The organism is Bacteroidota bacterium, from assembly GCA_018266835.1.
GTDB lineage: Bacteria > Bacteroidota > Ignavibacteria > Tepidaquicellales > Tepidaquicellaceae > JAFDZO01.
Genome location: JAFDZP010000005.1, coordinates 619,074 through 642,350, shown reverse-complemented (window position 1 = coordinate 642,350; position 23,277 = coordinate 619,074). Strand labels below are relative to the sequence as shown.

Annotated in this window: 27 protein-coding genes; 19 read left to right on the top strand and 8 right to left on the bottom strand. The window is 35.5% G+C overall.

Annotation, left to right across the window (positions count from 1 at the left end; translation table 11 throughout):
- Positions 1 to 219: 219 nt before the first annotated feature.
- On the bottom strand, positions 220 to 444 hold the full coding sequence (locus JST55_15475; GenBank protein ID MBS1494914.1) for a hypothetical protein: 225 nt from the start codon (positions 442 to 444) through the stop codon (positions 220 to 222).
- A gap of 286 nt (positions 445 to 730) precedes the next feature.
- On the opposite strand from JST55_15475, the gene JST55_15470 reads away from it, so the two are divergent.
- From JST55_15470 to JST55_15390, 17 genes are all read left to right on the top strand, one after another.
- Positions 731 to 1,135 carry an Rrf2 family transcriptional regulator gene (locus JST55_15470; protein MBS1494913.1) on the top strand — a complete coding sequence of 135 codons (405 nt, stop codon included), beginning with the start codon at positions 731 to 733 and terminating at the stop codon, positions 1,133 to 1,135.
- A gap of 50 nt (positions 1,136 to 1,185) precedes the next feature.
- Entirely contained in the window at positions 1,186 to 2,400 is a 1,215-nt protein-coding gene (locus tag JST55_15465; GenBank protein ID MBS1494912.1) for an IscS subfamily cysteine desulfurase, read from the top strand.
- 59 nt (positions 2,401 to 2,459) lie between these two features.
- Positions 2,460 to 2,870 (top strand): Fe-S cluster assembly scaffold IscU, encoded by a 411-nt coding sequence (iscU, locus tag JST55_15460; GenBank protein MBS1494911.1) that lies wholly within the window; start codon positions 2,460 to 2,462, stop codon positions 2,868 to 2,870.
- A 41-nt stretch (positions 2,871 to 2,911) separates the two neighbouring features.
- Positions 2,912 to 3,289, top strand: a complete 378-nt coding sequence (locus JST55_15455; protein ID MBS1494910.1) for an iron-sulfur cluster assembly accessory protein — start codon at positions 2,912 to 2,914, stop codon at positions 3,287 to 3,289.
- Positions 3,290 to 3,435: 146 nt separating this feature from the next.
- The gene (gene hscB / locus JST55_15450; GenBank protein MBS1494909.1) at positions 3,436 to 4,014 is read left to right on the top strand and encodes a Fe-S protein assembly co-chaperone HscB; all 579 of its coding nucleotides are present in this window, start codon (positions 3,436 to 3,438) and stop codon (positions 4,012 to 4,014) included.
- 6 nt (positions 4,015 to 4,020) lie between these two features.
- Positions 4,021 to 5,883 (top strand): Fe-S protein assembly chaperone HscA, encoded by a 1,863-nt coding sequence (gene hscA / locus JST55_15445; protein ID MBS1494908.1) that lies wholly within the window; start codon positions 4,021 to 4,023, stop codon positions 5,881 to 5,883.
- A gap of 123 nt (positions 5,884 to 6,006) precedes the next feature.
- Positions 6,007 to 6,633, top strand: a complete 627-nt coding sequence (locus tag JST55_15440; protein ID MBS1494907.1) for a superoxide dismutase — start codon at positions 6,007 to 6,009, stop codon at positions 6,631 to 6,633.
- 90 nt (positions 6,634 to 6,723) lie between these two features.
- A complete protein-coding gene (locus JST55_15435) occupies positions 6,724 to 7,245 on the top strand; it encodes a hypothetical protein (protein ID MBS1494906.1) in 522 nt (173 codons plus the stop codon).
- 28 nt (positions 7,246 to 7,273) lie between these two features.
- Positions 7,274 to 7,780, top strand: a complete 507-nt coding sequence (locus JST55_15430; protein ID MBS1494905.1) for a hypothetical protein — start codon at positions 7,274 to 7,276, stop codon at positions 7,778 to 7,780.
- Positions 7,781 to 7,794: 14 nt separating this feature from the next.
- Entirely contained in the window at positions 7,795 to 8,154 is a 360-nt protein-coding gene (locus JST55_15425) for a hypothetical protein (protein ID MBS1494904.1), read from the top strand.
- Between the two features lie 40 nt (positions 8,155 to 8,194).
- Complete coding sequence (locus JST55_15420; protein MBS1494903.1) at positions 8,195 to 8,569, top strand: hypothetical protein; 375 nt, start codon at positions 8,195 to 8,197, stop codon at positions 8,567 to 8,569.
- A 3-nt stretch (positions 8,570 to 8,572) separates the two neighbouring features.
- Complete coding sequence (locus tag JST55_15415; protein MBS1494902.1) at positions 8,573 to 8,932, top strand: 2Fe-2S iron-sulfur cluster binding domain-containing protein; 360 nt, start codon at positions 8,573 to 8,575, stop codon at positions 8,930 to 8,932.
- 2 nt (positions 8,933 to 8,934) lie between these two features.
- Positions 8,935 to 9,150, top strand: coding sequence for a Fe-S cluster assembly protein IscX (gene iscX / locus JST55_15410; protein MBS1494901.1), 216 nt, complete (start codon positions 8,935 to 8,937; stop codon positions 9,148 to 9,150).
- A 130-nt stretch (positions 9,151 to 9,280) separates the two neighbouring features.
- Entirely contained in the window at positions 9,281 to 9,910 is a 630-nt protein-coding gene (locus tag JST55_15405) for an LON peptidase substrate-binding domain-containing protein (protein ID MBS1494900.1), read from the top strand.
- The gene (locus tag JST55_15400) at positions 9,894 to 10,898 is read left to right on the top strand and encodes a glycosyltransferase family 9 protein (GenBank protein MBS1494899.1); all 1,005 of its coding nucleotides are present in this window, start codon (positions 9,894 to 9,896) and stop codon (positions 10,896 to 10,898) included. Before JST55_15405 ends, JST55_15400 begins: the two co-directional genes overlap by 17 nt.
- 46 nt (positions 10,899 to 10,944) lie before the next feature.
- Positions 10,945 to 11,757 carry a DUF3108 domain-containing protein gene (locus JST55_15395; GenBank protein ID MBS1494898.1) on the top strand — a complete coding sequence of 271 codons (813 nt, stop codon included), beginning with the start codon at positions 10,945 to 10,947 and terminating at the stop codon, positions 11,755 to 11,757.
- Between the two features lie 19 nt (positions 11,758 to 11,776).
- Complete coding sequence (locus JST55_15390) at positions 11,777 to 12,508, top strand: 7-carboxy-7-deazaguanine synthase QueE (GenBank protein ID MBS1494897.1); 732 nt, start codon at positions 11,777 to 11,779, stop codon at positions 12,506 to 12,508.
- Between the two features lie 8 nt (positions 12,509 to 12,516).
- Here JST55_15390 and JST55_15385 read toward each other — a convergent pair whose 3' ends face one another.
- The 7 genes from JST55_15385 to JST55_15355 form a co-directional block, all read right to left on the bottom strand.
- Positions 12,517 to 13,314 carry a phosphatase PAP2 family protein gene (locus JST55_15385; protein MBS1494896.1) on the bottom strand — a complete coding sequence of 266 codons (798 nt, stop codon included), beginning with the start codon at positions 13,312 to 13,314 and terminating at the stop codon, positions 12,517 to 12,519.
- Entirely contained in the window at positions 13,315 to 14,469 is a 1,155-nt protein-coding gene (locus tag JST55_15380) for a PLP-dependent transferase (GenBank protein MBS1494895.1), read from the bottom strand.
- Positions 14,470 to 14,506: 37 nt separating this feature from the next.
- Complete coding sequence (locus JST55_15375; GenBank protein MBS1494894.1) at positions 14,507 to 15,865, bottom strand: pyridoxal-phosphate dependent enzyme; 1,359 nt, start codon at positions 15,863 to 15,865, stop codon at positions 14,507 to 14,509.
- A gap of 37 nt (positions 15,866 to 15,902) precedes the next feature.
- Entirely contained in the window at positions 15,903 to 17,468 is a 1,566-nt protein-coding gene (gene lysS / locus JST55_15370) for a lysine--tRNA ligase (protein ID MBS1494893.1), read from the bottom strand.
- Positions 17,469 to 17,546: 78 nt separating this feature from the next.
- Positions 17,547 to 19,040: a pseudouridine synthase gene (locus JST55_15365; GenBank protein ID MBS1494892.1), complete on the bottom strand. Its 1,494-nt coding sequence runs from the start codon at positions 19,038 to 19,040 to the stop codon at positions 17,547 to 17,549.
- The gene (gene scpB / locus JST55_15360; GenBank protein ID MBS1494891.1) at positions 19,040 to 19,861 is read right to left on the bottom strand and encodes an SMC-Scp complex subunit ScpB; all 822 of its coding nucleotides are present in this window, start codon (positions 19,859 to 19,861) and stop codon (positions 19,040 to 19,042) included. The genes JST55_15365 and scpB overlap by 1 nt, the downstream gene beginning before the upstream one ends.
- Positions 19,862 to 19,885: 24 nt before the next feature.
- Positions 19,886 to 20,707 carry a segregation/condensation protein A gene (locus JST55_15355; protein MBS1494890.1) on the bottom strand — a complete coding sequence of 274 codons (822 nt, stop codon included), beginning with the start codon at positions 20,705 to 20,707 and terminating at the stop codon, positions 19,886 to 19,888.
- Between the two features lie 826 nt (positions 20,708 to 21,533).
- On the opposite strand from JST55_15355, the gene JST55_15350 reads away from it, so the two are divergent.
- Together JST55_15350 and JST55_15345 are read left to right on the top strand one after the other, a co-directional pair.
- Entirely contained in the window at positions 21,534 to 22,460 is a 927-nt protein-coding gene (locus JST55_15350; protein ID MBS1494889.1) for a CPBP family intramembrane metalloprotease, read from the top strand.
- Positions 22,457 to 23,254, top strand: coding sequence for a phosphatidate cytidylyltransferase (locus JST55_15345; protein ID MBS1494888.1), 798 nt, complete (start codon positions 22,457 to 22,459; stop codon positions 23,252 to 23,254). Before JST55_15350 ends, JST55_15345 begins: the two co-directional genes overlap by 4 nt.
- Positions 23,255 to 23,277 lie beyond the last annotated feature (23 nt).

Below are 23,277 nucleotides of genomic sequence, written 5' to 3'. Positions count from 1 at the left end.
TCAAAAGCTCCGGACAGAAACTGTTCGGGGCTTTTTTATTTTCATTCGGGGAGGCGCCTCTGACCCGGGCATAGCCCGGGTCCTGCGCAAATAAAATCTTAAACTCTGTTTAAGATTTTATTTGGACAGCTTTCGCCTCCGGCGAAAGAGAGGCGCCCCTGATTCACACTCGATGATTAAACTGTATTGGGATTTTTTTGCGAAGTAAGAACGGTAAGTTTAATACTTGAACAGTCCGTGATCATTCACAACCATTGTCATACGTTTACTGGATGCTTCAGCATGATATAACTCATTGCATTTAGGGCAGAGTTCAATTTCGTTAGGGAAGTGAATTGTAACTAATACCTTTGCATTTTTCTCGGTCGGATAATCTGCGCATTCTTTTTTCCAGTGCCATAAAGAATCTTTACTCTGAACAAAAGGACTTAAATGTTGTTTCATGTTTATATCTATTTTTAGTTATGGTTGAATTTCATGTTATTGATTTACAAAAGTTATGCCGTTAACAAGATTATAATTTCAGAGTACTTGTTTGAGATTTGAACTGTTTTTAGTGTTTACTGTTTTAATGTTAAGACAGTGTCAGACATTGTATGACAAAACGTCCTGCAATATTTTTTAAAAATGACAAGTGAGACTTATGAATATTTTTCTCCCTTTTTTTTCTCATTAAATAAGACTAATTTAGTCCTACATAACAAACGACTAAGCAAAAGACCAAGAATAAGTGATAAAACTTTCGAAAAAGATGGAATATGCCTTGATGGCTCTGAAGCATTTTGCTGCTGCAGATAACGGAATTGTAACTGCTAAGGAGATATCCGAAAAGTACAAAATTCCTTATGAACTGCTTTCAAAAATTCTTCAGAAACTTAAACGCGATAACGTGCTGACGTCAATTCAGGGAACTAAAGGCGGCTATCAGCTGAATAAAAAACCTGAAGAGATTGATATTCATTTTTTAATGAATGCAATTGATGGCGATGTTGGGCTTACAGAATGCCAGTGTAATCATAATGAAAACGGCAAATGCAATTTAAACGATAACTGCACTATTAAAGAACCGGTCTCTCAAATGCAGAAAGAAATTGAAGAACTGTTCAAAAGAAAAACAATTTTAGATTTCGTATAAAATACGGATAAAGATTTTAATAAAATAAAAAACAACAGGAGAAAATTTAAATGAATTTCCCGATTTACATGGACCACAATGCTACTACTCCGATGGATCCCAGAGTTTTAGAAGCGATGATGCCTTACTTCACAAAAGTTTATGGTAATGCTGCAAGCAGAAGCCATCAATACGGATGGGAAGCTGAAGAAGCAGTTGAGAACGCAAGAAAACAAATTGCCGACCTTATCGGCGCTACAACAAAAGAAATAGTTTTCACAAGCGGCGCAACTGAATCAGACAACCTTGCCTTAATGGGTATTGCTGAAATGTATGCATCAAAAGGAAATCATATAATTACTCTTCCTACCGAACATAAAGCAATTATCGATACATGCAAATATCTTGAAAGACACGGAAAAGAAGTTACATACTTAAGCGTTGATGAATTCGGAATGGTTGACCTTGATGCTTTAAGAAATGCAATTAAAGATACAACAATTTTAGTTTCTATAATGATGGCTAACAATGAGATCGGAACGATTCAGCCTGTTGCTGAAATCGGAAAGATCTGCAGAGAGAAAGGTGTAATATTTCACACAGATGCTACACAGGGTGTTGGAAAAATTCCTGTTGATGTAAATGCAATGAATATTGACTTAATGAGCTTCACCGCTCATAAAATGTACGGACCTAAAGGTGTCGGCGCATTATATGTAAGAAAGAAAAGCCCGAGAGTAAAACTCTCCGAACAAATGCACGGCGGCGGACATGAAAGAGGAATGAGAAGCGGAACATTGAACGTTCCGGGTATTGTCGGTTTCGGAAAAGCATGTGAGATTTGCAATCAGGAAATGGAATCAGAATCAAAACGTTTAACATACTTAAGAGATAAAATGATCAACACTTTCTTAGAGAGAGTTGAATACAGCTATCTTAACGGACATCCTACACAAAGACTTCCGCACAATGTAAACGTAAGCTTTGAATACGTTGAAGGAGAAGGCTTAATGATGGGTATAAAAGATTTAGCAGTATCTTCAGGAAGCGCCTGCACATCGGCAACTCTTGAACCGTCTTATGTGTTAAAAGCCTTGGGAAGAGGCGACGAGCTTGCTCACTCATCTATCAGATACGGTCTTGGAAGATTTACGACTGAGGAAGAAGTTGATTTTGCAATTGAGCAGACAATAGAAACAGTCAATCACTTAAGAGAGCTTTCACCGTTATGGGAAATGTTCAAAGAAGGAATTGATTTAAAATCAGTTCAGTGGGCAGCGCATTAATTTTTAACAAAAATAAAATTTTAAAATAATAGTAATACTAAATTAGGAGATTTAAAAAAATGGCTTATTCAGATAAAGTAGTTGACCATTACAGCAACCCGAGAAACGTAGGAAGCTTTGATAAGAACGACCCTTCAGTAGGAACCGGATTAGTCGGAGCCCCTGAGTGCGGTGACGTTATGAAATTACAGATCAAAGTTAACGAGCAGGGAATTGTTGAAGATGCAAAATTCAAAACATACGGATGCGGAAGCGCAATTGCATCATCATCACTTGCAACAGAATGGCTTAAAGGTAAAACACTTGACGAAGCTTACAATATAAAGAATACACAGATTGTTGAAGAGTTAAATCTTCCTCCTGTAAAGATTCACTGTTCTGTGCTTGCAGAAGATGCAATTAAAATGGCAATCGAAGATTACAAAAAGAAAAAAGATGTTCCTGCTGAAAAAGAAGCAGCAACAGCTTAATTCTTTTACAAAAACTAAAACTAAATTTAACTTTTAGAAACATGGCAGAAACGATAGAAGTAAAACCCGAATTTATTCCAGGGGTCAGTGAAGAGATTAATATTACAGAAAAAGCAATTGCCGAAGTAAAAAAGATAATGGAAGAAAATAGCATTCCCGGCGAATACGGCTTAAGAGTCGGTATAAAAGGCGGCGGATGTTCAGGACTTACATATACTTTGGGATTTGACGGAGAAGAACGCCCCGGCGATAATATAATCGAGAAGGACGGAGTAAAAGTTTATATTGATATGAAGAGTAACCTGTATCTTTCCGGAACAGAACTTGATTTCACAGACGGTTTGAACGGCAGAGGATTTGTGTTTAACAATCCTAATGCAAAAAGAACTTGCGGCTGCGGAAGCTCCTTCGGCGTATAATTAATTCTGATTTTTAAAATATTTTTTTAGAACCTGATGAAACCGCCGCAGCGGATTATCAGGTTTTATATTTTATAACGATTTTGTCTTACCCTTTTTCCCCCTCCTTATTAAGGAGGGGGTAGGGGGTGGTTATCAATTTTTCAATGACAAACTATTTCGAAGTTTTAGGTATACCAAAAAGACTTACAATAGACACATCAGGGCTTGAAAAAATTTATCATGATTTAAGCAAAAAAAATCATCCGGATTTTTTTCTTAATCAGGGCGAAGATAAGTATTTAGATGCCCTTGAAACCTCTTCTCAGATAAATCAGGGATATAAAACATTAAAGGATCCGATTGCCAGAATTAATTATATTCTTGCTCTTGATGCTCCGCAATTACTTGCGGAAAAGGATAATTCAGTCGCTCCCGATTTACTTATGAAGGTGATGGAAATTCAGGAAACGATTGAAAGCTATCACGATGCAGATGAAAGAGGGAAGGAATCAATTGTAAATGAGCTTGCAGAGATAAAAAATGATTTGAATGAAGATGTAAATAATATTCTGAATGATATAAATGTTATGTTCAAAAAATATGATGATGCAGCTGAGAAAAATGAAGATACTATCGAACCGTTAATGAAAATGAAGACATTACTTCACAAAAGAAATTATATTAATACTTTAATACATACAATCGATGCCGAAGTTTTTGGCGGCGAAAAAATCAAACACTAAAAAGTTTTGCTGCAGATAGAAATACCAAAAGAGCTCAAGAAAAAAAATGATGTTATCGTAGGGATTGACCTGGGCACGACTAACTCGCTTATTGCATACGTTAAAGACGGAACTCCGCAAATAATTGCTAATAAAGGTGAGGATAAACTCGTCCCTTCTGTAATTTATATTGACGATAATAAAAATATTTTAATAGGAAGCGAAGCAAAGAAGCATTTAATAACGGATACTGATAAAACAATTTACTCTGTAAAAAGATTAATGGGGAAATCCTATGAAGATATTCAGGGAGATTCACATTTAGTTTCTTATAACATCAGCGAGAAAGCTAAAGAAGGTCTGGTAAGATTAACATTAGCGGAAAAGGATTACAGTCCCATAGAATTATCATCATTCATTCTTGCAGAATTAAAAGAGCGGGCAGAAAAATTCTTTGGTCACGATATAAAAAAGTGTGTTATTACTGTCCCGGCTTATTTCAATGATGCGCAGAGACAGGCAACTAAGGATGCAGGAAAAATTGCAGGTCTTGATGTGCTTCGCATAATTAATGAACCAACTGCAGCAGCATTGGCTTACGGATTAGATAAAAATGTAAGCGGCTCGGCTGAGAAAATAATTGCAGTGTATGATTTAGGCGGCGGAACATTTGATATTTCGATTTTAAAATTGAAAGACGGAATATTTGAAGTCCTTGCTACGCACGGGGATACATATTTAGGCGGAGATGATTTTGACAAGGCTCTTATGGATTATTTTATAAAAGATATTGATGTCAAGTTATCCAAGCAGGATTTAAGTAAGCTTCGTGAAATCTCCGAAGATACTAAGAAGAAACTAACAGATGTAAATGAAGTTGAAATAAATGCAGAGCTTCCTGATTCAAAATTCAGATTAAACAAAAAAGTAACGCTTGAGGTTTTTGAAGAGCTGATAAAACCAATTGTAGATAAAACTGAAATTGCCTGTAAGACAGCTATAAAAGATTCTAAAGTTGATTTACAAAATATCGATACGGTTGTAATGGTAGGCGGCTCTACAAGAGTCCCGCTCGTTATAAAAACTGTTGAGCAGATTTTCGGCAAGCAGCCGTTCAATAATATTGACCCTGATGATGTAGTTGCGCTCGGAGCAGCGGTTCAGGCTGATATTCTCGCAGGTAACAGAAAAGATATTTTGCTTCTTGATGTGAATCCGCTTTCACTTGGCATTGAAACCATAGGGGGAGTAATGAGCGTGCTCATTCCCCGCAATACAACAATTCCTACTCAGCAAAAAGAGACATATACGACTTTTATGGATAACCAGACGGGAGTAGTTGTAAATGTTTATCAGGGTGAAAGGGAATTTGTAAAAGATAACCGCTCACTTGCTCAATTTATATTAAAAGGAATTACACCTCAGCCTGCTGGAATGCCTAAGATAGAAGTCAGCTTTATAATTGATACAGACGGAATTTTAAGAGTGCGCGCAAAAGATTTAAAAACTCAGAAGGAACAGGAAATAGAAGTAAAACCTTCCTATGGATTGACCGACAACGAAGTTGAAGAAATGATAATCGAAGGATTGAAGAATGCACGCTCAGATATGAAGGAAAGAACTTTCATTGAAACAAAAACAGATGCGGAGAGACTTATTCACGCTGTCGAAAAAGTTCTTGAAACAAGAAAAGAATCTATTACAAAAAAAGAGAATGAAATGATAAACTCGATGCTGAATGAACTGAAGTCAGCCATCGATGCAAAGAACACTGAAATGGTAAAGCAGATTCAGGAAAAGCTTGATAAAGAAACGACTCCTTTGGCTCAGAGAATTATGGACGATTCAATTAATAAGGCTTTGAAAGATAAATCGTTAATGGAGCTATAAGTGGATTTTTTTATTTTCTTTGCGGTGCGTTTGGGCCTGGGCGTATCACGCAAAGGATTTTTTTAAGTTTAAAAACAATTTTTAATTAAATATATTCATTAATTCTATTAAAAGGAGAATAAAATGTCATTCGAATGGAAATTCAATAAAAGACCTTACTCAGATGAAGAAGCAAAAACCTTACTGAAGGATGTTATGTCGCCGGAAACTTCTGACTGGCACTATAACACTCACCACAAAGGTTATGTTACAGCATTAAACAACATCGAAAAAGGTTTAGAGACAGCTGATAAAGCAGGAGCCAACGGTAACTTCAGTCAGTTCGGCGAAATGAAAAGAAGATTCACATGGAACCATGCAGGTACATTAATGCATGATATCTACTGGGATAACTTAGGCGGCGACGGAAACATTGACAGCGCACCTGAAATTAAAAAAGCAATTGAAGATAACTTCGGAAGCTTTGATAACTGGAAGGCAGATTTCAAAGCAGCATGTATGTCAGCTAAACTTTCCGGCTGGGGAGTTCTTGTTGCAGACCAATTATATAGCGGAAGATTATTAAACATCACAACTGATGAGCATCATTACGGAGCAATCTGGGGCGGTATTCCTCTTGTAGCCTGCGACGTTTTTGAACATGCTTATTATCATAAAGACGGTCCCGGAAGAGCAAAGTACATTGATAACTTTATCAACGGTCTTCATTGGGGAAGAATCAACGACAGATTCAAAAAATTTGTAAAGTAATATTTTTTTTAATTCGATAAACGATTAAAATTGATTTCTAATATTAAAAAGTACTTCTCGGTATTAATATTAGTCTGTTCTTTTTCAGGTATGGTGTTATTACAGTCCTGTAAAAAAGCCGATGATGTTAAACCTCCTGTTACAAATTCGAGCAAGGATTTTCAATGGAAGGAAAAGCTTAGCATAGCCGATATTCCGGATATGCCTCTCAAAGGTTTTCTGAAGGGCAAGGAATTGAAAATTGATTATGTGAATTTTGAAAAGTGGAGAGGCAGCGGAGATAATGTATTCAACTTTGGTGATAAAAAACCGAGTCAGCCATGCGGGTATGTTGAAAATGATAATGCTGTTCAGCTGATGAGAAAATCGGGAGAAATTCCGAAAGGGGAATTTGTAAAGACTACTTTTGATGCAAACATGGACGGTTATGTTGCCGATTATCACTTCACTGATAAAGATAACATGAAGAAAATTTCAGTTCCGTGGAACTGCGCTTTATTCATAGAAGAAATGACTGACGATGTTGTAAAAGGAAAGATTGCAATATGCTTTAAGGATGATTCAAAAAGCTGGATTGCCGGCAGGTTCGAAGCAGTCAGATGTTCAAATTAGATTTAGAATTTTTAATTAAACCATAACAATGAAAAAATTAATTTTAACTCTTTTCGTTATTTCTCTTATCACAGCTGTAGGTTGTAAAGTTGATGTCAAAACGGGCAGTGACGCAACAGATAAAAAAACTGAAACAGGAAAAGAGCAGACAAATTCTAATGAAAATAAATCATCGGGCGAAGCACCGAAAGATAACGGAAATTCAGGCTCAAATGATTTAGGTCTTACACAAGGTCTTCCAAACAATTATCCATCAGATGTTCCTCAGCCGAAAGATGCAAAATGCTTAGGTTCATTAAACAGTTCTGAAGGAACAGTTGTAACATTTGAATCAACACAAAGCGTAAAGGATATTCTTGAGTTCTACAAAGCTGAAATGAAAAAGAACGGTTATGATTTAGGCGAAGGCGGGGAAGTATTAATGAGCGATAAAGGCGGAATAGTCGGCTGGAAAAAAGGCGCTAAAGAAGTCGGCTTAATGCTCGGTGTAAACGATGACAAAAAAAATACATCTATAGTAATTACTTATAAATAATATAAAACAATAATATGAAAAAATTATTTTTTGTATTAATATTCTTGGCAGCAGCCGTAGTTTCTTATGCTCAGGATGTTCCATCGGATTATCCGAAGGATCTGCCAAAGCCTGTTTCTGCAAAGTTTATTTCCAGTTCGTCAGAATTAGGCGCAGTGACTTATACATTTGAATCTGAATTAAGTCCGCAGGCTGCATTTGATTCATTAAAAGCTGATATGGAAAAAAATAAGTTTGTAATGAACTCACAGGGAAATAATGTTATGAGTGATGCAGGAGGTATGGTCAACTGGGCAAAGGATGATAAAATTGCCTTTGTGGTTTTCTCAAGAAAAGATGATAAGATAACTACTATAGTAATTGCTTATAAATAAAATTTTTTAAACACTAAAACAAAGATAGACGTAACAAAGAATGAAAGTAATTCTCACACTTGTTTTTATCCTGATAGCTTCAGCTTCATTCTCACAAGATCTTGGCAAAAATTTCCCTGCAGATTATCCTGCGGATTTGCCGAAACCAAAAATAACAGTTTATAACGGTTCTGAACCGGTTGATAAAGGAACTGTTTTTATGTTTGATACAGACCAAACAGTAAAAGATGCCTTTAATTTTTTTACTGCCGAAATGCCGAAAGCAGGTTATAAAGTTTATAGCGAACCATTGCTTTCAGGTGATACAGGCGGAAGCGGTTTATGGGAAAAAGATGATAAGATTGTAACACTATTAGTTATGAAGCCCGAAGGATTTGAACAGACGTCAATTTCTATTTCTATTACATCTAAATAAATTATGCCAAAAGTAACATTTTTACCGGATAACAAAACCTTTGAAGGAAAAGCCGGAGAGTCACTATTAGATATTGCTCTTGAGAACGATATTGATCTACAGCACAACTGCGGCGGAGTCTGCGCCTGCTCCACTTGCCACGTCATTGTAAAAAAAGGAATGAAAAACTTTGATGAAATGACTGACGAAGAAGCAGACCAGCTTGATGAAGCAGAAGGTTTAACACTTGATTCAAGGTTAGGATGCCAGTGCAAAATATTACTGGAAGAAGGCGAAGATATCGTTGTAGAAATACCAATGATAAATGAGCAGATAAGATATTTCTTCCATGAAGGAAAACCAACTAATACAATTCCACACTAATTATGTTTGATAAATTCAAATGGGAAGATACTGAAGATATCGGCATTGCGCTCTATGAGAAAATGCCTGATACTGATCCTTTGCATATAAGATTTACCGATTTGCTTGAATGGATAAAGGGACTTGAGAACTTCGATGATGATATTTCTAAATCGAATGAATCAAAACTTGAAGCAATTCAGATGGCATGGTATGAAGAATGGAAAGAGAATCAGTAGTATAAGAACCAGTAAAATAAAATCAGTAGAAATTTTTGAATTTAAGTTAATTCTGACTTCTGTAATTTTCGATTACAGAAGTTTTTTTTTTTGTAAACAATTGTAGAACTGTTAAAGTAATTGCAAAAGAATGATTAAGATACCGCTGTTCCCGCTAAATCTCGTCCTCTTTCCTAACTCAAAATTACCGCTGCATATTTTTGAAGAACGATATAAAATAATGATTACAAGATGCATGGATAATAATGAGCCGTTCGGAATAAACCTGATGTCTAATAATAATATAAGCGCAATTGGTTCTACTGCAGATGTTGTGAATAAATTTAATGTGCTGCCAAACGGAGAAATGGATATCGTTATAAGAGGAATATCTCGCTACGAACTTAAAAATTATAATCTTTCTTCCGAAGGTTATTTCATGGGAGAAATTAAATATCTTGAAGACGACACCCAATTTGCCAGAGAAGATTTTGATAAAGCAGTTGAGTGTTATAATAAAATAATAGATGCAGCATATAAGGGAACGCTGGAAAAAATAAATCCTGAAGAGCTAAGATGGATTGACGGCTCGGAATCTGTCTCATTTTTCATAGCACAGAAGTGCGGATTGAATTTATTGGAGCGCCAGCAAATCCTTGAAATCGACAGCGAACAGGACAGGCTGACATATCTATTAAAATATTTTGATGAAGTAATGCCGAAGATAGTTGAAGCTGACAGAATATCACAAATAATTCAAAGCGATGGCTACCTTCAGTAAAGAGAATATAAAGAAGATAGTTGTTTCAAGAACCGACAACCTTGGAGATGTTATTCTCACACTTCCTTTAATAACTCAAATCAAAAAAAACTTTCCTGATGCTTCAGTAACTTTTCTCGTAAAAAAATATGTGCATGACCTGATAAAAGATTATCCCGGAATTAATGAATTTGCATTTATAGATGATTTAAATGATTCATCAAAACTAAAAAAGTTTTTTAAACAAGGTGAGTTTGATTTACTGATTAATGTGTATCCGAGATTTGAAATTGCGCTGGCTGCATTTTTAGCGGGAGTAAAAATACGGGTCGGGACGGGTTACAGATGGTATTCATATTTATTCAATAAAAGAAATCACGAGCACAGAAAAACTGCTGAGAAACATGAAGCAGTTTATAATCTGAATTTGCTTAAGACAATAACTCATTCTAAAAATGATTTTCCGGTTGAGTTTAATTTTCAAATCAGTGAAGATGAGATTAAAAATTTGCGTGATAAGCTGCTTAAGAAATCATTTGATATAAATTCAGATTATATAATAATACATATTCCAAGCAAAGGCTCGGCTGCTAAACTTTCCAAAGAGAAATTTGTTGAATATATAAATGCTTTTAACTCTGAATTTAAAAATGTAAAAGTTATTTTTACAGGAGTGAGTGAAGAGAGAGATGAAATTGTGTCAGTGATAGCTGGGATTAGTGAAAAAGATAATCTGGTTAATCTCTGCGGAGAGTTAACTCTTTCAGAACTTAAAGTGCTTATAAATAAAAGTAAACTGTTCGTTTCAAATTCTACAGGTCCCATACATATTGCAGGAGCGTTGAATAAAAACATAATCGGATTTTATCCGCATCATCTTCCTGCAAGCAAAACACGATGGCAGCCGCTGAGTAAGAATACAGTAATACTGGAGCCTGAAATTGAAGATAATATGAATTCTATTCAAATAGAATCAATGTTAAAAGCCACAAGAAATTTTTTAAAATAATGAAACTATTTCCCGCAACACCAAGTTTAAGTATTAAATATAAAATATGAAAAATAAGATAATTTTAACATTTTTACTGATTTTTACAACATTAACTGCTGCTTTTGCGCAGGATACGACATTAAGAACAGTTCCAAATAATGCATTCAAGCAGGGTGAAAAACTTACGTTTGAAATCAATTACGGATTCATTACTGCAGGTACTGCTGAAATGATAATTTCACCTAACCTTGTAACAATTAATGCAAGACCTGTTTACGATATTACATTCACGGTAAACTCGTCATCTGCGTTCGGTTCTGTTTATAAAGTAAACGACTTTTACAAATGTTATCTTGACCAGCAGGGGTTATTTCCATGGAGATTTGAGCAGCACATTAAAGAAGGAAATTACACGAGAGATTTTGAAGCTTTATTTGATCAGGTTTACGGCAAAGTCAAAACTTATACCGGTGAAAAAGATCCAAAGAAATTTGAAGGGGAGTTTGATATACCTAAATATGTTCACGACGGTATCAGTGCGTTTTATTATGCAAGAACACTGGATTACTCAGGTATGAAAAATAATGATGTAATTCATTTACAAAATTTTTATAACGATAAAACTTTTCCGCTAGATATTAAGTATCTTGGTAAAGAAACTGTTGAAGTTTCGGCAGGTGAGTTCAGATGCATTAAAGTCCAGCCGTTCTTTATTGAAGGCGGTTTGTTTAAGAGTGAAGGTGATATCACTGTATGGCTTACAGATGACGACAGAAAAATGCCTGTGAAGGTTAGCTCAAAAATTATAATCGGTTCAGTTGATGTTGACTTAACTGATTACTCGGGACTTGCAGGTCCGTTAAAATCCAAGCAATAATTTTTAGAAACGAATTGAAATGAAAATTTCAGAACTTTTTTATACTATACAAGGTGAAGGAAAGAGGGCAGGCAAGCCCTCTTTTTTTATCCGCACAAATCATTGTAACTTACGCTGTCAGTTTGCCGGAGGCAATCTATGTGATACAGCCTACACAAGCTGGCATCCGGACGATGAAAAAAATATCGGTGATATTGAAATTGAAAAAATAATCGGCGAGTATCTTCAACATAATTGTATTGATGTTGTTATCACCGGCGGCGAGCCGACTATGTTTGAAGAGGATTTAACAAATCTTTGTATTGAACTGAAAAGAATAAATCCTGAGTGTGTGATTACAATTGAAACAAACGGCACTTACATGGGGAAATTTGTAGAGTATATTGATTTGGTTAGCATTAGTCCCAAACTGAAATCCTCCACTCCGTTCGGTACTCAATATGAAAAACTTCACACCAATAACAGAGTAAATTTTGAAAGTTTTAAGAAATATAACGAGTTAAGAAATGAAGGTAAGATTGATATTCAGTGGAAATTTGTTGTAACGAGTGAAGATGATTTGAACGAAATATTAGAACTGCAAAAAGAAGTAGGCTTCAAAAACTCCGATGTTTACTTAATGCCGGAAGGTATTACCGAAGAAGAGCTTGCTGCAAAACGATTGGAAATAATTGAGTTATGCAAAAAATATCAGTTCAATTATACCGACAGACTTCATGTGATTATATGGGGAAACAAAAGGGGAGTGTAATAATGAGTTTAGAAATTTATTTGCAATGCGACTGAGTTAAAACCGGTTGTTACGTTTGTTTTTCTTAACACGGGAATTTTAGAGCCCAATAAAAAATTATTAATAAATCCTGCACCAACCAAACTTCCTAAGGCTACATATCCGTTAACACTTACTTTTTTGTCATCAGAATAAGTCTCATTAAATAAATTACTTTTTGCTTTTATAATTTCTGTCCTTATGGAATAAATCAATATCGCGCCTCCTGCTCCGACAACAGCTCCCGCTAAAACATCACTCGGATAATGCACGCCTAAATAAATTCTTCCATAGGAAACTATCATAGCATAAGTATATGCTCCGGCAATTAGCAGGGGACTATCATTATATCTTAATGTCAAAGCCGTTGCCATAGAAAATACAGTTGATGTATGCGAAGAAGGAAATGAATAATCATCCGTAGGTGAATTATTCTCGCTTGAATAAACTTTTGGCAAAGTTACAAACGGTCTTTTTCTTTTTACGATTTTTTTTATTCCAAGTGTTAAGCCTAATGAAGTTACTTCTGAAACTCCAAGTAATACAGATGAGTTTTCATCGTAAATATTTTTATTCCCTCTTGCAAAAGCAAACATTGTAATGGGAGTAACGATTGCTGCAGGAAAAACTGTCTTATCTGTTATTGAAATAAATTTATCAAGGAAGTGCGAGCGGTTATTATTAATAGAACGGAAAATCCTTATATCAGGATTTTCCGTTTCTGAATTTTTTTGTGAGTATGAATTTGTAAAGGAAAATAATATTAAAATAAATATTATCTTCTTCATTTAAATTTTTGCTAATGCATTCTTTATTGCTTCAATCAAATCATCTTTATCTTCTATGCCGACTGAAAGTCTTACAAGACCGTCGCTTAATCCTATTTTCTCTCTCAAATCTTTAGGAATGCTTCCATGTGTCATTGAAACAGGATGGCAAACTAATGATTCAACTCCTCCGAGTGACTCTGCAATCTGAAAAATATCCAGAGCGTTACAGAATGCCTGCGCAGTTTCGTAGCTTCCAAGCTCAAGAGAAATAATTCCGCTGAAACCCCTCATTTGTTTTTTTGCAAGTTCATGCTGTGGATGAGAAGGAAGTCCCGGGTAAATTACATTTTTAATTTTTTTATCAGTCTTCAGGAATTCACAAATTGCCAGTGCATTTTCATTGTGCGCTTTCATTCTTACTGCAAGTGTTTTGGTAGAGCGAAGTACAAGCCAGCAATCGAACGGTGACGGCACTGCGCCTATAGAGTTTTGCAAAAACTTAAATCTCTCTGCAAGTTTTTCATCTGAAGTAATTAAACATCCGCCTATAACATCGCTGTGACCGTTAATATATTTTGTTGAGCTGTGTGTGACTACTGTAATACCAAAGTCTAAAGGATTCTGGAAGTAAGGGCTCATAAAAGTGTTATCAACACAAGTGATAATATTTTTAGAGTTTGCAAGTATTGCCAGCGCTTCTAAGTCAGTTAATCTAAGCATCGGATTTGTAGGCGTCTCAATGAAAATCATTTTAGTGTTATCTTTTATAGCAGCGCTAGTTTCATTCACATCTGAAGTATCTACATAGGTAAAATCAAGTCCGTAGCCTCTTATTACCTGTTCAAATAATCTGTATGTTCCGCCGTATGTATTGTTTGTAACGATGATATGGTCGCCGGGTTTGAAGATAGTTATAAGGCATTGAATTGCACCCATGCCCGATGAAAAACAAAATCCGTACTTTCCGTTTTCAAGAGCGGCAAGGTTTGCTTCAAGCGCCTGCCTTGTGGGATTTATTGTTCTTCCGTAATCATATCCTTTTGTTTCGCCGAGCTTGTCATTCGAATAAGTTGAGGTCTGGAATATAGGAGTTATAACCGCGCCTGTCGTTTCTTCAGGATGCTGCCCTGCGTGAATCGCTTTTGTTGCGAATTTCGATGAAGTAGTTTTCAAAATTTTATTTGTTCAGTTAAGAATTTCAGTTAATCAATTAAACGAATTCAAGTACATCGTAGTTTGTAATAATGCCTGCAATTTTTCCGTACTCGGATACGAGCACTGCAGGATTCTTTTTCAGTTGCTCAATAGCTTTTTCAACGTTCTCGCTTATTTCAAGGATCGGCGGCTTAGCATCCATCACATCTTTAACATTTTTACTTGCGCTGTTTCTGTCCTTCATTAAGTCATTCAGTAATTTTTGCTCATTCAAGGAACCGATACATTTCTCTCCGTCAAAAACAGGAATTGTTGTTAAGTTATATTGATTGGTTAAGTATAATGCATCTGATACTGTCTGGTCTGAACTTACTGTAACAAGCTCAGGAGTATCTTTCGCTGCTTTTGTATGGAAAATCGTTCCGACTGTAACCATATCTTTATCAAGCAATCTCTTTTCTCTCATCCATTCATCCGAGTGATATTTGCTCAGATATCTTTCACCTGTATCGCAAACGATAAATACAACAACTGCATTTTCATCCAAATCTTTTGCAACATCAAGAGCAACTTTTGCAATCGTTCCTGTTGATGAGCCGCAGAAAATACCTTCAACGCTTGAAAGCTTTCTGCACATCTTTACAGAATCAATATCACTTACATTAACTATTTCATCTATGAGAGTTACATCAACGTTTTCAGGAATAATATCCTGGCCGATACCTTCTACTAAGTAAGGTACTCCTTCAGGCGTCTGTCCCGTTGCTTTAAATGTTTTGAATATAGAGCCATAAGGATCTGCACCGATTATTTTTATATTGGGATTTTTTTCTTTAAGATATCTTGCTGTACCGATAATCGTTCCGCCTGTACCAATACCTGCAACAAAGTGTGTAATTTTTCCTTCGGTCGCTTCCCATATTTCCGGGCCTGTTGTTTTATAGTGAGCTAAGGGGTTGTTTTCATTTCCATACTGATAAGCAAATAAAGAATTCGGAATTTCTCTGTGAAGTCTTTTTGCTGTTTCAACATAATGTTCAGGTGTGCCCGGTTTTGCAGAGAGTGGTTTTATTATCACCTCAGCGCCTAAAGCTTTCAAATAATTTTTCTTTTCTGCAGATGCTTTTTCAGTCATTACAAAAATACATTTGTAACCTTTCTGATTTGCTGCAAGGGCAAGTCCTATACCTGTGTTACCGCTTGTTGCTTCAATGATAGTTCCGCCCGGTTTTAAAGTGCCCTCTTTCTCAGCTGCTTCAATCATCGAGATACCTATTCTATCCTTAACGCTTCCTCCCGGATTCATAGATTCCATTTTTGCAAGTACAGTCGCTTTGTAACCCGTTGTAAGTTTATTAAGCTTTACAAGAGGAGTGTTGCCGATTAAGTCCAGTATATTATTATAATATTTCATAGCCGCAATAATTAAGTTAAAATAAATTTTAAAATTTTTACAACTGTCTCATAAGAGGGAAGAATATTACGTCTCTTATAGTTTGTGAATTTGTCAGAAGCATCACAAGTCTGTCAACTCCAAGCCCGACTCCCGTTGTAGGAGGCATACCGATTTCAATAGCGCGAAGGAAGTCTTCATCCATCGGATGTGTTTCTTCTTCTCCGCCGCGGCCTCTTTCAACCTGCTGTTCAAGCAACGCTCTTTGGAGAACAGGGTCGTTTAATTCTGTATATGAATTTCCTAATTCCCATTTGTTAATATATGGTTCAAATCTTTCTACAAAGATAACAGCTTCAGGATCATTCTTCATTTGCTCAAGCTGCTCCATTGAGTACTCTCTAAGTGGTTTGCATAGGGGAGTAGTGTCAATCGGATGCTCAGTGATGAACGTTGGCTGCACCAATCCGCTTTCACATGTTTCTTCAAACAAGGCAGAGATTAATAATCCTTTGCTGTGAGAAATTTTTCTGTCGAAGTCGATTTCATTTTTTACCATGTGTTTTATAATTTCATCTTTGCTCATGCTCATTACATCAAGCCCTGTTGCTTCTTTAATAGCATCGACCATTTTAATTCTTTTCCACGGAGCTTTGAAATCAATTTCAGTTTCTCCGTACATAACTTTAGTTGTGCCGTTTGCGGCAATACATGCAGCTTCGCAAACCTGCTCAAACATATTCATGCTGTCAAAGTAATCTCCGTATGCCTGATACCATTCTACCTGTGTGAACTCAGGATTGTGTGTTCTGTCAATCCCTTCATTTCTGAAGTCACGTACGAATTCATAAACACGATTGAATCCGCCGACGATTAATCTTTTCAGATATAATTCATTGGAGATTCTTAAGTACAGTCTCATATCCAGTGCATTGTGATGTGTGATGAACGGACGTGCATTCGCGCCGCCATAAACACTTTGCAAAGTAGGAGTTTCAACTTCGAAGAAAGCTTTATCTTCTAATGTTCTTTTTATGGATTGAATAATTTTTGTTCTCTTTATAAAAACTTCCTTTACTCCGTCGTTTACAATTAAGTCAATGTATCGCTGTCTGTATCTTAACTCAACATCGGCAAAAGCATCATGAACAATCTTTTCACCTGATTCCAGAACTTCTTCTTTAACTACAGGAAGAGGATGCAAAGACTTAGTTAACAAGGTAAATGAATTACAGTGTACGGAAACTTCACCTGTCTTCGTTCTGAAAACATAACCTGCAGCTCCTATAATATCACCGATATCAAGAAGCTTCATTAAATTATAACTATCTTCACCTACATCATCTTTGCGGATGTATAACTGTATTTTTCCCTGTTCATCTTTTATGTGTACAAAACAGGCTTTGCCCATTTTGCGGATTGCCATTATTCTTCCTGCAACAGAAATGATTATTTCTTTTGCTTTTTCTTTCTGCTCGTCATCGGCAGGATCAACAAAATTATCGATTATATCTTTTGAGTAATGCGAGACATCAAATCTATGGGGATAAGGATTTATTCCCATGCTTTTTATGTGTTCAAGCTCTTCGTACCTTCTTTTTACCAGGTCGTTTTGTTCCGTCAAATTATTTCTCCTTATTAGTATTTTATGGGGGTATTTATAAATTATTTACAAATTACTTATAACTTTAAAATCTATTTGTTAAAATCTTTTTTTGAAGCCCGACTTAAAATTCTTGCTTCCGCTGCTTACTTTTTTTGAGAACTTCTTTTTAAAGTCCGGTTTTGAATCTCTGCTTTGGCTATCTGAAGAAAATTTCTTCGGTCCTGATTTAGAAAATGATTTTGGTGCATCACTTGAAAATCTCTTTGGCCCTGATTTTGAAAAATTCTTTTTAAATCCAGGCTTGGAATCTTTTCTTACAAAGTCATCATCTCTTACTGAACTTTTTGGTCTGTCCGAAAAATCATTTTCATATCCTTTCTTGGGTCGTTTCTCCAAGCGTGTATCATTCGAGAATTTCTTTTTGTAATCTATCTTATTCTGTTTCTGTTTTTCTTCGGATCTATCATCAGAAAATTTCTTTTTAAAACCTCTTTGTGAATCTGTTTCTCTGGAAAATCTGTTTGGCTTTTCGTCAGAAAACTTCTTCTTAAAATCTCTTCCGCTATCATCGTTATCCTTTGAAAATTTCTTTTTAAAATCTCTTACAGGTTTATCTTTCTTAAAATCTTTAGGTCCTCTTGTGTAATTTTTCTTTACTCCCTTTATTTCACTCTTCTCTGCTCTTTCTTTTGGAACTCTTTCCTCTGACATTGATTTCGGAGCAGGCTGCTTAGTCATTAAACTCTCGACTTCCTCCTTTGTCATTTTGCGGAACTCACCTTCACGCAAGTTACCGAGCTTCAATGCTCCGTAACCTGAACGGTGAAGTTTATTCACAAAGTATCCGAAGTGCTCAAACATTCTTCTTACCTGTCTGTTCTTTCCCTGTGAAATTGAAACAACTACCTCTGTATAATCTCTTTCGTTTGGAATATTTATAACTGCCGGAAGTGTATAAACACCTTCGAGCTTAATTCCTTTTTCAAGCAGCTGCCTGTGTTTATGTTCAAGCGGTCTGGATAATTTTACATCGTAAGTTTTCCAGACTTTGAAAACCGGGTTCATTAACTTGTTAGCAAAGTCGCCATCGTTAGTAAGGATAAGCAATCCTGTTGTATGAAAATCTAATCTTCCCACAGGGAAAACTTTCGTTTTCATGTTTACAATATCTATCACAGTCGGTCTTTTCTTTTCATCGCTTACACTAGTAATTACGTTAAGCGGCTTGTTCATCATCAGATAAATTTTCTTATCTGTTATACGAACGCGCTCACCGTCAATAAAAACTTTATCTGTTAAAGGATTTATTTTTGTGCCAAGGTCATAAACTTCCTTGCCGTTTACGCTTACACGACCTTCTACGATAAACTCATCTATTTTGCGGCGGGAAAACATTCCGTTTGCAGCGATGAATTTATTCAGTCTCTCTTTAGCAGGAGCCGGTTCGGTTATTTCGTCATTTGATTTGTAAGCCGTGTAGTCAGGTGTTTCTTCGGCTGTATTGTCAATTGTCTCTTCAGCTGTGCTGTCAATTGCTTCTTCAGATGTCTCTTTAACTATATCTTTAGATGTATCTTTTTTCTTTGCCATTAATCGCTTTCTTTATCTTCTTCTAAATTCTTGTCTATTTCTATAGTGCTTTTTATTTCTAACTCATCGATGTTTATTTCGGGAATATCATCCGATGTAATCTCAGGTGCTTCGGGGTCAACCATTAATTCATCGCCGCTTTGAATTTTATTTCCGTCTTCATCAAATTTAATTTCTTCCTGCGCGTCGCCGCCTTCTTCAGGTTTACCCGGAATAAAATTCTGATTAACAGAATTAAACAAATCAATATCCGCTTCAGTTATTCCTTCAATTTTTTCGTTCTGAAGAATTTCATTTATCTCTTTCAGCTTCGGTAAATCACTCACTGAATTCAATCCTAATATTTTCAGGAACGTATCAGTTGTTCCGTATAATATCGGTCTGCCGGGAGTTTCAGCTCTTCCGGTAATGCAAATCAAATCTCTTTCCAGCAGTGAATTAACTATATAGTCAACATTTACTCCGCGGATAAATTCAATTTCGCTTCTTGTAATAGGCTGCTTGTACGCAATGATTGCAAGTGTCTCAATCGATGACTGAGATAATTTCTTTCTTTGCTTTTCATCGAATAGTTTGCCTACGTAAATACCAAATTCTTTTCTTGTAGCAAACTGATATCCGCCGGCGACTTTTATTATTTCAAATGAGCTGCCTGACTGATTGTACTCTTCATTCAAAGCATCGACTGCCTGCTCAATTTTATTCACATCAGTTTTTATGCTGAAAGAAGATAAAATTTCGCGGATCTGCTTTGCAGGGATTTGTTCCTCCGAAGCAAATATCAATGACTCGATAATATTTTTTATATCGTTATTTACCAATTATGCGGGCAATGCTGTTTAATGTTATAATTCTTCGAGTGGAATTAATCTCTTTTTCAGCTTAAAGCTGGTAAGATTTTGGGGGTCAACTGTTATTTCAATTAATCCGTCTAAACCAAGTTGAAGTAATGCTAAAAAAGTAAATATTAATTTTAATCTGTCGTTAAGCGCAATTATTATTTCCATAAAATCAACTTCACCTTTTTCTTCCAGTAAATTCATCACGTATTCCTGCTGTCCTTCCTGTGATACATCAAGGACTTCAATCGGGTGCACAGTGCGTTCCTTAGTCAAGCCGCTAAGTACAATCTTATATGCTTTTATAAGATTGAAAATATTTATGTTCTTCAGTGAAGGGTCGTTCAAAACATCCACATCTGTTTCAGTTATTCTCACATCGCTATCAAAATAATTTCTTGAGAATTTCTTGCGAGCTTCCATTTCAAGCATTGCAAGCTCTTCAGTTGCATCTTTAAATCTTTTGTACTCAAGAAGTTTTCTTATGAGTGTCAGTCTCGGATCTTCTTCATCTACCAATTCACCGTCTTCGTTTAAGACAGGAATTAACATCTTCGCCTTAATTTTCATCAGCTCGGAAGCCATCAGCAAAAACTCGCCGGCAAATTCAATATCAAGCGACTGCATATAATTTACATATCCCAGAAAATCACGTGTGATTTTTGAAATAGGGATATTATATATATCAAGCTCATCGGCTTTGATAAAGTGAAGCAGGATATCCAGAGGACCCTCGAACTCAGGCAGCTTTGCCCAATATTCGTGGTTTCTTACTGCATTTTCCTGTTCTTTTGCAGCTTCAGTATTTACGTTTGTATCGACTTCCATTAAGCGTTAAATATACAAATAAGCGCACTCATATTAAATGAACTTTGAGATATAATTTTTATTTCCCCATTCCTACTAATAGGGTGATTCTTGTTGATTTGGAAGATTATTTTTCCGAAATTGAGAGGTGATAAAACAGACAGTCCGCCAAGGCGGATTAATCCTGTCAGGTCAGTTAAAAACGAAATAAAAATGTTGTTTGATATCCTAGTTCAGTTAAAACGAAATAAAATGTTATTTGATTTTCTACCGGGATTTTTAAAAGCACTTAGAATTTATTCTTATATACCTGAGAGGATTAATCCGCCTCGGCGGACTGTCGGCCAACTTTATATCTCTAACAATTATTTTGCAGAAATCCGTCAAAAACCCGTCAAATTTAAAAAATAAAAAATACGCGTATTGTTTTTTCAATTCCGGAATACTGATAAATCATCAAAGATTATGCGATAAAGAAAAAATATCTCTAACATTTTTCTCGATTAAAGGTATTAGAGAATATGTGATAGCATATTAATCTGTGTTTCAAAATGTTACAATAATGTTACTTTCTAAATTACAATCTGTGACATCATAAAAATCATATAAATCAGTGTTCCAATCCCGCTGAAGACGGGACTGAGCTGCGCTCAGAATGTGACAATAATGCGACAATGAAATCTTACATCATAAATCTTAATTCTTAAATAAAAGAAATGTGACAATAATGTAACAATCAAAATCTCTTAACTCGTAACTTGAAACTCGTAATTTGAAACTGAATCTGAATCCGTTGTTACTTTATTCATAAATCTATTTTGATAATATTGTAAATTACCTCATATACTTGGAAGAAAATAAGACCACACATACAGCTCCGTTTAAAAATATTAATCCCGTTGTTTATGTATTTCTGGGATTAGTTGTCGTATTTTTTTTATATCAGATAATCGGTGGATTAATTCAGTTCATGGCAACAGGGGAGGATTTTTCTTCCACCACAGGAAAGCTTACTTTAACCCGTATCATTATTTCCTTTGCTCAGTTCATGTTCATTCTTTTTCCTGCTGTTATGCTATCGTATCTGCAGGGTGATAATGTAAAAATTTCGTTCAGACTTAAGGCTCCGAAAATTTCCGTATTCGCATTAAGCATTGTCGGAATATTTGTTGTGCAGCCGTTCCTTCAATTGTATATGTACTACCAGAACAAAATTATTTTTTCTCTGCCGTTCGGTCAGGATGTGTTGAAGCAGATGAAAGACCTTTTTGATTTGCTTGAAGCTTCTACATTACGATTAGTCACTGCATATTCATTCGTTGAATTTCTAGTGATTGTTCTGGTAATAGCCGTTACTCCTGCTATATGCGAAGAGTTTTTATTCAGGGGATTTGTTCTCTCAAATTTTGAAAAAGTCAGCAAAAGAACTGCTGCAATTTTTTTCTCAGGATTACTTTTTGCGCTATTCCATTTTCATCCGTTTAATATAATACCGCTGGCAATACTTGGAATTTATTTATCGTTCACGGTTTATCACAGCGGAAGTATTTTCACAGCTATAGTTTGCCACTTCATAAATAATTTTATATCAACTGCTGCAGTTTATTTTTACGGCAAAGAAGAATTTATAAGTAAAGAAATTCCTCAGGACGAAATAATGCAGGTTGTTATAATGGGAATAGTTTCTTTATTAATATTTACAGGAATTGTATTGATGATAAAAAAGAATTCTGTTACTAAAAATCTTTTAGAAATTAATACCCCTGTAATATGAGCAATACTGCCACAAGAATATTAGTTGGCGTAATAGGAATACCATTATTTCTTTTTTTAATTTTCAAAGGCGGTGTTTATTTTCTCGTTCTTTCTATTATTCTTTCGGGTATTGCCTTATGGGAGTTTTACACAATGTTCAAATCGATTGATTTGCATCCTTTCAAAGTATTCCCGATAATATTATCAGTTGTCTTATTAATTACCGGTTACATGGGTTATGGTGTTGAAGCAGGAATAATTTTAGCCGGCATTACAATGATTTGCTCGGCAGAAATTTTCAGAAAAAAACAGCCGAATCCACTTAACTCATTAGTATCGGTTTTCGGATTATTTTATATTGCAGTCTCATTTTTGCTTTTAAATAAAATAATTTATTTAGAGCAGTTTAATTATATTATTTATATTTTTATACTGATATGGACCTGCGACAGCATGGCATTCTTTGGAGGAAAATTTCTCGGCAAGCATAAGCTTTCAGAAATAAGTCCCAAGAAAACATGGGAAGGCTCAGTAACAGGTTTGATATTTACTCTCATTGCTTCTTATTTGTTCTATTATTTCAGCAATGGAAAGCTTACTTTAATGGACGCAGTTGTGATGGGATTTATCATAGGGATTTTTTCCCAGATAGGGGATTTGTTCGAGTCTTTGTTTAAAAGAAAACTCAACGTAAAAGATTCTTCACATATAATTCCGGGACATGGCGGTGTTCTGGATAGATTTGACAGCCTGATATTTGTTACTCCTTTAATATTTATTTACTTGACTTATTTTAAAAATATTATAGGGTAAATGTAATGATTAACAAAAACTTG

Excerpts from the sequence above, each read along its gene's own strand:
- JST55_15435 (MBS1494906.1), top strand. The coding sequence starts at position 6,724 with ATGGTGTTATTACAGTCCTGTAAAAAAGCCGATGATGTTAAACCTCCT.
- iscU (MBS1494911.1), top strand. The coding sequence starts at position 2,460 with ATGGCTTATTCAGATAAAGTAGTTGACCATTACAGCAACCCGAGAAAC.
- JST55_15425 (MBS1494904.1), top strand. The coding sequence starts at position 7,795 with ATGAAAAAATTATTTTTTGTATTAATATTCTTGGCAGCAGCCGTAGTT.
- JST55_15390 (MBS1494897.1), top strand. The coding sequence starts at position 11,777 with ATGAAAATTTCAGAACTTTTTTATACTATACAAGGTGAAGGAAAGAGG.
- JST55_15355 (MBS1494890.1), bottom strand. The coding sequence starts at position 20,707 with ATGGAAGTCGATACAAACGTAAATACTGAAGCTGCAAAAGAACAGGAA.
- JST55_15405 (MBS1494900.1), top strand. The coding sequence starts at position 9,281 with ATGATTAAGATACCGCTGTTCCCGCTAAATCTCGTCCTCTTTCCTAAC.
- iscX (MBS1494901.1), top strand. The coding sequence starts at position 8,935 with ATGTTTGATAAATTCAAATGGGAAGATACTGAAGATATCGGCATTGCG.
- JST55_15455 (MBS1494910.1), top strand. The coding sequence starts at position 2,912 with ATGGCAGAAACGATAGAAGTAAAACCCGAATTTATTCCAGGGGTCAGT.
- JST55_15415 (MBS1494902.1), top strand. The coding sequence starts at position 8,573 with ATGCCAAAAGTAACATTTTTACCGGATAACAAAACCTTTGAAGGAAAA.
- JST55_15420 (MBS1494903.1), top strand. The coding sequence starts at position 8,195 with ATGAAAGTAATTCTCACACTTGTTTTTATCCTGATAGCTTCAGCTTCA.
- JST55_15475 (MBS1494914.1), bottom strand. The coding sequence starts at position 444 with ATGAAACAACATTTAAGTCCTTTTGTTCAGAGTAAAGATTCTTTATGG.
- JST55_15440 (MBS1494907.1), top strand. The coding sequence starts at position 6,007 with ATGTCATTCGAATGGAAATTCAATAAAAGACCTTACTCAGATGAAGAA.
- JST55_15375 (MBS1494894.1), bottom strand. The coding sequence starts at position 15,865 with ATGAAATATTATAATAATATACTGGACTTAATCGGCAACACTCCTCTT.
- hscB (MBS1494909.1), top strand. The coding sequence starts at position 3,436 with ATGACAAACTATTTCGAAGTTTTAGGTATACCAAAAAGACTTACAATA.
- JST55_15365 (MBS1494892.1), bottom strand. The coding sequence starts at position 19,040 with ATGGCAAAGAAAAAAGATACATCTAAAGATATAGTTAAAGAGACATCT.
- JST55_15465 (MBS1494912.1), top strand. The coding sequence starts at position 1,186 with ATGAATTTCCCGATTTACATGGACCACAATGCTACTACTCCGATGGAT.
- JST55_15430 (MBS1494905.1), top strand. The coding sequence starts at position 7,274 with ATGAAAAAATTAATTTTAACTCTTTTCGTTATTTCTCTTATCACAGCT.
- JST55_15385 (MBS1494896.1), bottom strand. The coding sequence starts at position 13,314 with ATGAAGAAGATAATATTTATTTTAATATTATTTTCCTTTACAAATTCA.
- JST55_15345 (MBS1494888.1), top strand. The coding sequence starts at position 22,457 with ATGAGCAATACTGCCACAAGAATATTAGTTGGCGTAATAGGAATACCA.
- JST55_15395 (MBS1494898.1), top strand. The coding sequence starts at position 10,945 with ATGAAAAATAAGATAATTTTAACATTTTTACTGATTTTTACAACATTA.
- JST55_15400 (MBS1494899.1), top strand. The coding sequence starts at position 9,894 with ATGGCTACCTTCAGTAAAGAGAATATAAAGAAGATAGTTGTTTCAAGA.